2 protein-coding genes are annotated in these 693 nt (G+C 62.6%); both read left to right on the plus strand.

Going from position 1 to position 693, the window contains the following annotated elements:
• The first annotated feature begins 107 nt into the window (after positions 1-107).
• The gene (gene tnpA / locus L3X40_RS22065) at positions 108-470 is read left to right on the plus strand and encodes an IS66-like element accessory protein TnpA (protein WP_237367463.1); all 363 of its coding nucleotides are present in this window, start codon (positions 108-110) and stop codon (positions 468-470) included.
• Positions 467-693: IS66 family insertion sequence element accessory protein TnpB (gene tnpB, locus L3X40_RS22665; protein WP_445177240.1), on the plus strand; the 227-nt coding region annotated here is incomplete at its 3' end. The genes tnpA and tnpB, both read left to right, overlap by 4 nt.

Genomic DNA, 693 nt, shown 5'->3' on the forward strand with positions numbered 1-693 from the left:
CCGACGAGATCCTCGCCGCCGTCAAACGCTTCTGCCAGAAAACAATGAAGCGAACTTCGGATTCAGGTGACTAGTGCAAATAATGTTATTAGTGACGGTGTAGTTCAATGACGCAGGTGACGGTGATAACGGGTGCCGAGCGTCGTCGTACCTGGACGGACGATCAGAAGCTCGAGCTGATCGAAGCAACGCTGGAGCCGGGAGCGAACGTTTCCGAGATAGCGCGCGCGGCGGATATTGCACCGGCGCAACTCTATCGCTGGCGCAAGGAGTTGCTCGACCCGGATCCGGAACCGGAGAGCGGCTTTGTGCCCGTGATGATCGCCGATACGCCGGCACGGACGAGCGGCGAGGCAACTGGCATGGGCCCAGCCGCGATCGAGATCGAGCTCGCTGGCGCCGTCGTGCGGATCGCGGCGGACGCGCCGCCGGCGCTGGTCACCGCGGCGTTGCAGGGGCTGAGGGTGTGATCCCGATCCCTGGGCAGGCACGGATCTGGATCGCGATGGGGCACACCGACATGCGCCGGGGAATGCCGGGTCTCGCGCGCCAGGTACAGCATGGCCTCAACCGCGACGTATTCGCAGGCGACCTTTTTCTCTTCAGGGGCCGGACCGGGAAACGTACGACATTCAGCATACAGTTTGCGTCACGCCACGGTTGCCTATCCCTGGCATCCGCTCTTTGGAATGA

It is taken from the genome of Rhizorhapis sp. SPR117, assembly GCF_021742065.1.

Excerpts from the sequence above, each read along its gene's own strand:
- tnpA (WP_237367463.1), top strand. The coding sequence starts at position 108 with ATGACGCAGGTGACGGTGATAACGGGTGCCGAGCGTCGTCGTACCTGG.